This is a genomic window from Dehalococcoidia bacterium, from assembly GCA_035528575.1.
In the GTDB taxonomy this organism is placed as follows: Bacteria; Chloroflexota; Dehalococcoidia; order E44-bin15; family E44-bin15; genus DATKYK01.
Window position 1 is genome coordinate 107,174 of the sequence record DATKYK010000005.1, and the last position, 6,003, is coordinate 113,176.

10 protein-coding genes are annotated in these 6,003 nt (G+C 54.1%); 4 read left to right on the plus strand and 6 right to left on the minus strand.

Annotation, left to right across the window (positions count from 1 at the left end; genetic code table 11):
* Positions 1-2 precede the first annotated feature (2 nt).
* From VMX96_00900 to VMX96_00910, 3 genes are all read right to left on the minus strand, one after another.
* Positions 3-371 (minus strand): zinc ribbon domain-containing protein, encoded by a 369-nt coding sequence (locus VMX96_00900; GenBank protein ID HUU62472.1) that lies wholly within the window; start codon positions 369-371, stop codon positions 3-5.
* An 11-nt stretch (positions 372-382) separates the two neighbouring features.
* On the minus strand, positions 383-760 hold the full coding sequence (locus VMX96_00905) for an FmdB family zinc ribbon protein (protein ID HUU62473.1): 378 nt from the start codon (positions 758-760) through the stop codon (positions 383-385).
* Positions 761-1,002: 242 nt separating this feature from the next.
* Positions 1,003-1,374: a YraN family protein gene (locus VMX96_00910; protein HUU62474.1), complete on the minus strand. Its 372-nt coding sequence runs from the start codon at positions 1,372-1,374 to the stop codon at positions 1,003-1,005.
* Positions 1,375-1,442: 68 nt separating this feature from the next.
* Between VMX96_00910 and VMX96_00915 the strand changes: the two genes are divergently transcribed.
* The 3 genes from VMX96_00915 to VMX96_00925 are packed head-to-tail and all read left to right on the plus strand — an operon-like array spanning position 1,443 to position 3,840.
* On the plus strand, positions 1,443-2,219 hold the full coding sequence (locus VMX96_00915) for a class I SAM-dependent methyltransferase (protein HUU62475.1): 777 nt from the start codon (positions 1,443-1,445) through the stop codon (positions 2,217-2,219).
* Positions 2,220-2,244: 25 nt separating this feature from the next.
* Entirely contained in the window at positions 2,245-3,084 is an 840-nt protein-coding gene (locus tag VMX96_00920; GenBank protein HUU62476.1) for an ARMT1-like domain-containing protein, read from the plus strand.
* Between the two features lie 9 nt (positions 3,085-3,093).
* A complete protein-coding gene (locus VMX96_00925) occupies positions 3,094-3,840 on the plus strand; it encodes an alpha/beta hydrolase (GenBank protein HUU62477.1) in 747 nt (248 codons plus the stop codon).
* Here the strand turns inward: VMX96_00925 and VMX96_00930 are convergent.
* The gene (locus tag VMX96_00930; GenBank protein ID HUU62478.1) at positions 3,815-4,456 is read right to left on the minus strand and encodes a ribonuclease HII; all 642 of its coding nucleotides are present in this window, start codon (positions 4,454-4,456) and stop codon (positions 3,815-3,817) included. The genes VMX96_00925 and VMX96_00930 overlap by 26 nt on opposite strands.
* 80 nt (positions 4,457-4,536) lie before the next feature.
* A complete protein-coding gene (locus VMX96_00935; protein ID HUU62479.1) occupies positions 4,537-5,208 on the minus strand; it encodes a DUF169 domain-containing protein in 672 nt (223 codons plus the stop codon).
* A 130-nt stretch (positions 5,209-5,338) separates the two neighbouring features.
* On the opposite strand from VMX96_00935, the gene rsfS reads away from it, so the two are divergent.
* Entirely contained in the window at positions 5,339-5,707 is a 369-nt protein-coding gene (rsfS, locus tag VMX96_00940; protein ID HUU62480.1) for a ribosome silencing factor, read from the plus strand.
* 77 nt (positions 5,708-5,784) lie between these two features.
* Here the strand turns inward: rsfS and VMX96_00945 are convergent.
* On the minus strand, positions 5,785-6,003 hold a 219-nt coding region (locus VMX96_00945; GenBank protein HUU62481.1), incomplete at its 5' end, for a nucleoside-diphosphate kinase.

The following is a 6,003-nucleotide window of genomic DNA, read 5'->3' on the forward strand; positions in this document are numbered from 1 at the left end:
TATCATAAGTCCTTGATTGGCTCCGGCATCTCGCCCTCCCTCGCCGCATCGATCATATGGCGAACCTCGGAGAAGGTGTCTGAATGCTCCTCGCTGCGCATATCCATCCCCAACTGCTTGAGTCTATGCTCCGTCCAGCGTCCGATATTGCGCGGGTCCTTATAGTAGTCCGCCCCCCCCGCGGCCTGGGGAGGACCTGCCTCCTCCAGCCAGCCCCGTGCCGATTTGTGCTGGGCAAACCTGGAGATCAGGCGAGCCATATCTCGGTTTCCACAGTGCGGACACTGAGGTGATAGCGAGCTGGCGATGCTCCTCACAAAAAGGCTTACCCTTCGTTGACAACCGTTGCAGCGAAACTCATAGATGGGCATAACCTCTCACCTCATTCCACCTCTTCCTCAGGCGGGTTACCCTCAGGCATGTTAACACCGGGTATCTGAGGCCACTCCCCGTGCTCCATCTTCTCCAGGTACTCATCGTATTCCGGGGCGACCGTGTCATCTTCCATCCCCCGGCTCATCCGCTTATTCCAATCCGCCAGCGCCCTGGGATCGTTACGCATCAACCCATCCGTCAGCTGGCGGTCGGTTAAGATATCCTCATAGACATCCTTATATGTCCCGCGGACAGCAAAGGTGGAAAAAAGGCGCGATAGATCTTCGCCGCCGCACCGGGGGCACTTTGGCGTTGACGAGGTGTCTCGCAAATAGACGCTCACCTTACGCTGGCACTTATTGCATCGATATTCGTATACTGGCATCTTCTCTCACTCCTGCGATGATAATTCTAGCACATCGTGGAGAATCGGTAAATGCATGGTATCTGTTCCCTTTCTGTGGACTCTTCGTTGTCGTCATTCCATGCAGTGGCTAAAAATCCCAGCTACGGGGTTTGCCTTGAGCTGGACCCTTTGGTCAATCTGCCGCTCAGTGCATTGGAAAGCGAAAGATTAATGGTAACAGATAGACTCTAATGGTGATACCCAGCTATCCCCTCAGTGGCTCAGGCGAGTCCGGGGCCTACGGCATTCTCGATAAGCTCCAATCGGGAAATCTGCCCCTTTGGCCCCAGCTCCAGGGCCACCACATCGATGCGCCAAGAGGACGGCAGGTCTTCTCTATCCTCCATGTAGGCCTGGGTCAGGGTGATCAGCCGCTCCTTCTTTTGAGCGGTTACCGATTCCTCGGGGGTACCAAAGGAGAGGCTCCTTCTTGTGCGCACCTCGATAAAAACAAGGAAATCGTCCTTTTCGGCGATAATGTCAATCTCGCCCTCCCGCGAGCGAAAGTTGCGCTCACGAATCACATACCCCAGCCCGGTTAAATACTCCGCGGCTATCTTCTCACCAAGAGCTCCGATCTCCCTAGAATCCATCGTACCCCAGTATAGTAGCCATGTTCATTTCAGGCAAGTTTATTGTATACTTAAGGCGATAATCTGGCATGGACGAGAGCCAACAGCGAGAAGTAGCCGAAGCATTTGACGCCACGCCTGAGCTATTGCCTTTCATCCCCGAGCTCCTGTCCGACCTATGGGCACTGGGCTGCTCGCTGGAGGTAATAGTGGAGCTGCTTCGTCCGCTTGGCCTTCCGGCGGAGACCACGCGGGTGCTGGACCTTGGCTGCGGAAAGGGCGCAGTGGCACTCACCCTGGCTCGGGAGTTCGGCTTTCAAGCCCTGGGGGTCGATTTCTTCGAGCCTTTTATAGAGGAAGCCAGGAGGCATGCAGAAGAGATGGGTCTTGCCAGCCGGTGTGGATTCGTATGCGAAGATATACGCGATACGCTACTTAAAGCCAATGATTTTGATGTGGTCATCTATGCTTCTGTCGGCGTGCTGGGGAGGTTAGATGAATGCGTGGCGAAGCTGAGGCAGTGCATACATCCTGGTGGCTATATGCTCATCGACGCTGTTTTCCTCGCTGATCCCGAGAAGGTCGAAAGCCTGTGGCACGAACATTGTGCCACCCACCAGGAGTCACTGCGCCGGCTAACAGCGCATGGTGATGCTCTGCTGCACGAAGTAATCATACCAACGGAAGATGTGAAGGCGCTTAACCGGAAGTATACGGAGCTCATCCGCAGGAGGGCGGAGAAGCTGGCGGAATTACACCCGGAGGCCGCCGACTCCTTTTTGTGGTATGTGGAGAAGCAGGAGCGCGAGAGCGAGATAATGGAGACGACGATGATCAGTGCGGTGTGGCTCCTCCAGCGTCCTTGATCGGGTTGGAAAAAAATAAATCCAAATGAAAGCGGCAAGCGAATGCTATCAATGTCTATGTCGTCTGGTCCGCCAGGCGGCGGGGCTGGCCACTAATGACGATGAACTGAAATCGAAGGCGATAGGGGAAGGGCTCAGGATTGTCGATGAGAATTTTTCCGCCGATGTGGTAACCATCGCCATTGCCACAAAGATTCACCAGGCAGTAAAGGAGATAACCGCCAACCCCGATCCCTATCGCACGGTTAAGGACGAAGAGATAAGGATCTCCAGGGAGCTCATCAGTGAGGTAAGCCCGGCATACACCCAGGATTTCAAGGGTTATCTGGCGCTATCCACTCTGGGTAATGTCATCGATTTTTTCAGGGACTTCGATACCATCAGAGGGGATATGAAGAACCAGGTGGAATTTATCCTTGACGATCGCGCCAGGTTCGAAATGATGCTAAGTAAATCGACAAACGTTCTCTTTCTCGCCGATAATGCCGGGGAGGTATTCTTCGATTTGCCCGTTGTAAAATGGATGACAAGGTTTACCCCAGTTACCTATGTAGTTAAGGGATCACCAGTGCAAGATGATACCACCCGTGAGGACTTGAGGATAGCCGGCCTTGAGCGTGAGCTGGATCGCGTGATCACCACCGGATGCGCCACGCCGGGGGTGCTGCTTCACCTGGCTTCAGATGAGTTTAAGCGGGAGTTTGCGGCGGCCGATCTGATACTGGCTAAAGGTATGGGATACTACGAGGCGCTATCGGAGTTTCCTGGCGATGGAAGGATCCTCTACTCTCTCATGGCCAAATGCCAGCCGGTCGCCGATTCCCTGGGGGTACCGCTAAAAAGCTACGTGGCAATGTTGCGTTGAGCTAGGTTGATGCGAGAGGACTTTATCTTTTACCCCGATAGCTACTTCATCGGCGACCCTGCCGGCTGGGGACTGCCTTTCGAAGATGTCTATTTCCCCAGTGCCGACGGGGTGATGCTTCATGGCTGGTTCGTTCCGGGGCAGAGGAGGATAACATTACTGTGGTGCCACGGCAATGCCGGTAATATAAGCCACCGATTGGACAACCTTAAGCTGCTTCATGACAGGCTAGACTTAACTATATTCATTTTCGACTACAGTGGATATGGCCGGAGCCAAGGGAAGCCCTCTGAGGAGGGCACCTACCGCGATGCCGAGGCCGCCTTGGCTTACCTCCGTACTCGCCAGGACATCGACCAGGACGCCATAGTATTCTTCGGCCGCTCTCTGGGCGGGGCGATTGCGGTGGACCTGGCGAGCAAACAAAAATGCCTCGGGCTTATCCTGGAATCGACCTTCGCCTCCATGGTGGGATGGATAAGCCGATCTTTTCCTAACATCACACCCGACATGCTCCCCATCAAGTATGACTCCCTCTCTAAAATAAAGCGGGTCACTGCCCCGCTGCTCATACTGCATGGCGACTATGACGAGGTGGTCCCTTTTCAATCGGGAATGGAATTATACGAAGCAGCTAATGAACCTAAGGAATTCTATACCATTGAGCAGGCAGGCCACAACGATACCTACATTGTGGGTGGAGAGGGATACATGGCCGCCCTTCAGGGGTTTATCGCCCTTCTAGAGAGAACCTGACCGGGGCGAAGCGCTTCCTATGAATGGGGCACGCCCCTAATTGCCTGAGGCTTAGGAGGTGCTCCCTGGTAGCATAGCCCTTGTTCCTGGCAAATCCATAGCCAGGATATGTCTCATCGAGTTCCACCATGATGCCATCCCTAGTCACCTTAGCGATAATGGAGGCACAGGCGATGGAGAGGCAGTGGCTATCCCCCTTAGTGATGCTTCTCTGAGAAATGGTGATCTCGGGCAAGGTAACGAAGTCGATAAGGAGAAAGTCGGGGGCTCGGGCAAGCTGCTCCACAGCGGAGCGCATCGCTATCTTCGTTGCCCTTACGATACCCTGGTTATCGATTACCTCGGGGCCGGTAAAGCCAACGCCGATAGCTACGGCTGCCGCTTCAATCAGGGGGAATAGGGACGCCCGCCGTTTCGGGGTGAGCTCCTTGCTATCGCGCACTAAAGGTAGCCAGGGAGCAACAAGGTCTAGAGGCAGGATCACGGCGGCAGCCACCACCGGCCCCGCCAGCGGGCCACGCCCTACCTCATCGATACCCGCAATGAAGCGGTAGCCCTGCTCCGCAAGCCTTTCTTCTTCTATAAAGCTCGGACGCTGTACTATCTCAGTTGGCATTTTCAATCGCTCCCGCTTTACCTCGACGCCCGCATTTTTCATCAACTTGTTGGCTCTCCAAAGCCAGTAGGGAACTCCGCCTAGGCCATGCCGGCACTGCAAACATCGATGCTGCCCACTAAACCCGGCAGCTTATGATACGGGATGGTTACAAACAGCTCCTCAGGCTTGAAGCTTTGGTATTTGCGAGAGGTATAATCCAGGAGACTGATATTAAGCTCCCCCGATACCAGGGGGTAGGCAATAACCATGTGGCATGTCGAGCCTACTATCTCCGTCTTGGGAGGGATGCCGTCAGGGTAAGTAGCCAGGGTGACCAGGCGACACGCTTGCTCTGGATTACATAAAAATACCACCAAATCTGGCGCTATTTCGGCCTTCTCCAGGGGGGAGAGAACCACATATTCTGCCAGTCCCAGAGGTGGAGACGTGGTCAAGCTCATAGCCCGATGGAAGGTGGCTATGGAGCAGAAAAGTTTCTCTCCCTCTACAAGGAATTTCTTCAGAAGTTTATCCCCCTCCCCAGAAGGTCTGGGGCCGAGGCCGAGATGCCACACCCCGCCGGGACAAGCGCAGCTTTCCTTGCTCAGGTTGATGATGGCGCCACCCCTCGCGTCGAGTAGGGCCTGGCACACCAAGTATTTCCCCGGTTTTCCTTCAGAGGATGGCACCATAGAATAGCTAACTGCGATGGGGCTTCCCTCAAGCCCTAGTACTTCTCTCAGCCTTTTGGAATATTCCTGCCAAACCATGCCATAGCCCTCCTTGTTAAAAAGTCAAGCAAGACTATCTTAGCAGCGCAGTAGCATGGCGTCAAAGCCTGGCATGCCAGTATACAGCGGGGACTGGTGTCGCCTTACCATTGCGTGAACATGATATAATATGTTTGGGAGGAGGGATCAACACCTGGAAACAGAGCAATTAGCCAGGAAGGCAGCAGAGGCAGCCTCGGAGAAGCAGGCCTCGGATATTGTGATGCTCGATATGAGGGGAGTATGCACTTTTACCGATTATTTTATCATCTGCAGTGGCGACACCGGCCGCCAGATCGAAGCCATATGCGAGGAGATCGATCAAGTGATGGGGAGGGAGGGGATAGTGCCACGTCATCGCGAGGGCACTATTGACTCGGGATGGATGCTGACTGATTTCGGCGATGTCGTCATTCATATCTTTACCGCAACAGAGCGAGAGTATTACAAGCTGGATAAGCTGTGGAGCAAAGCCACCCCCTTAATCAGGATTCAGTAACTTTGAACTTTTCAACCCACATTAAGTTGATAGGGTGACTAATGCTCAATAGATCTGAACCGAACTAAGTCCCCCTTTCAGTAGCTTAAAATCTCCGATTTGGAGAAAAAGAGGTCAATCTCCTTCTCCGCGGTCTCTTCCGAGTCCGAGCCATGAATGAGGTTGCGCCCTATATCCTGTGCCAGGTCCCCCCGGATGGTCCCCGGTGCAGAGCGTGCCGGGTCGGTCTCACCCATAGCATTTCTAACCACTGCTACCGCATCTTCGCCCTCGAAGATGGCAGCGATAATCGGGCG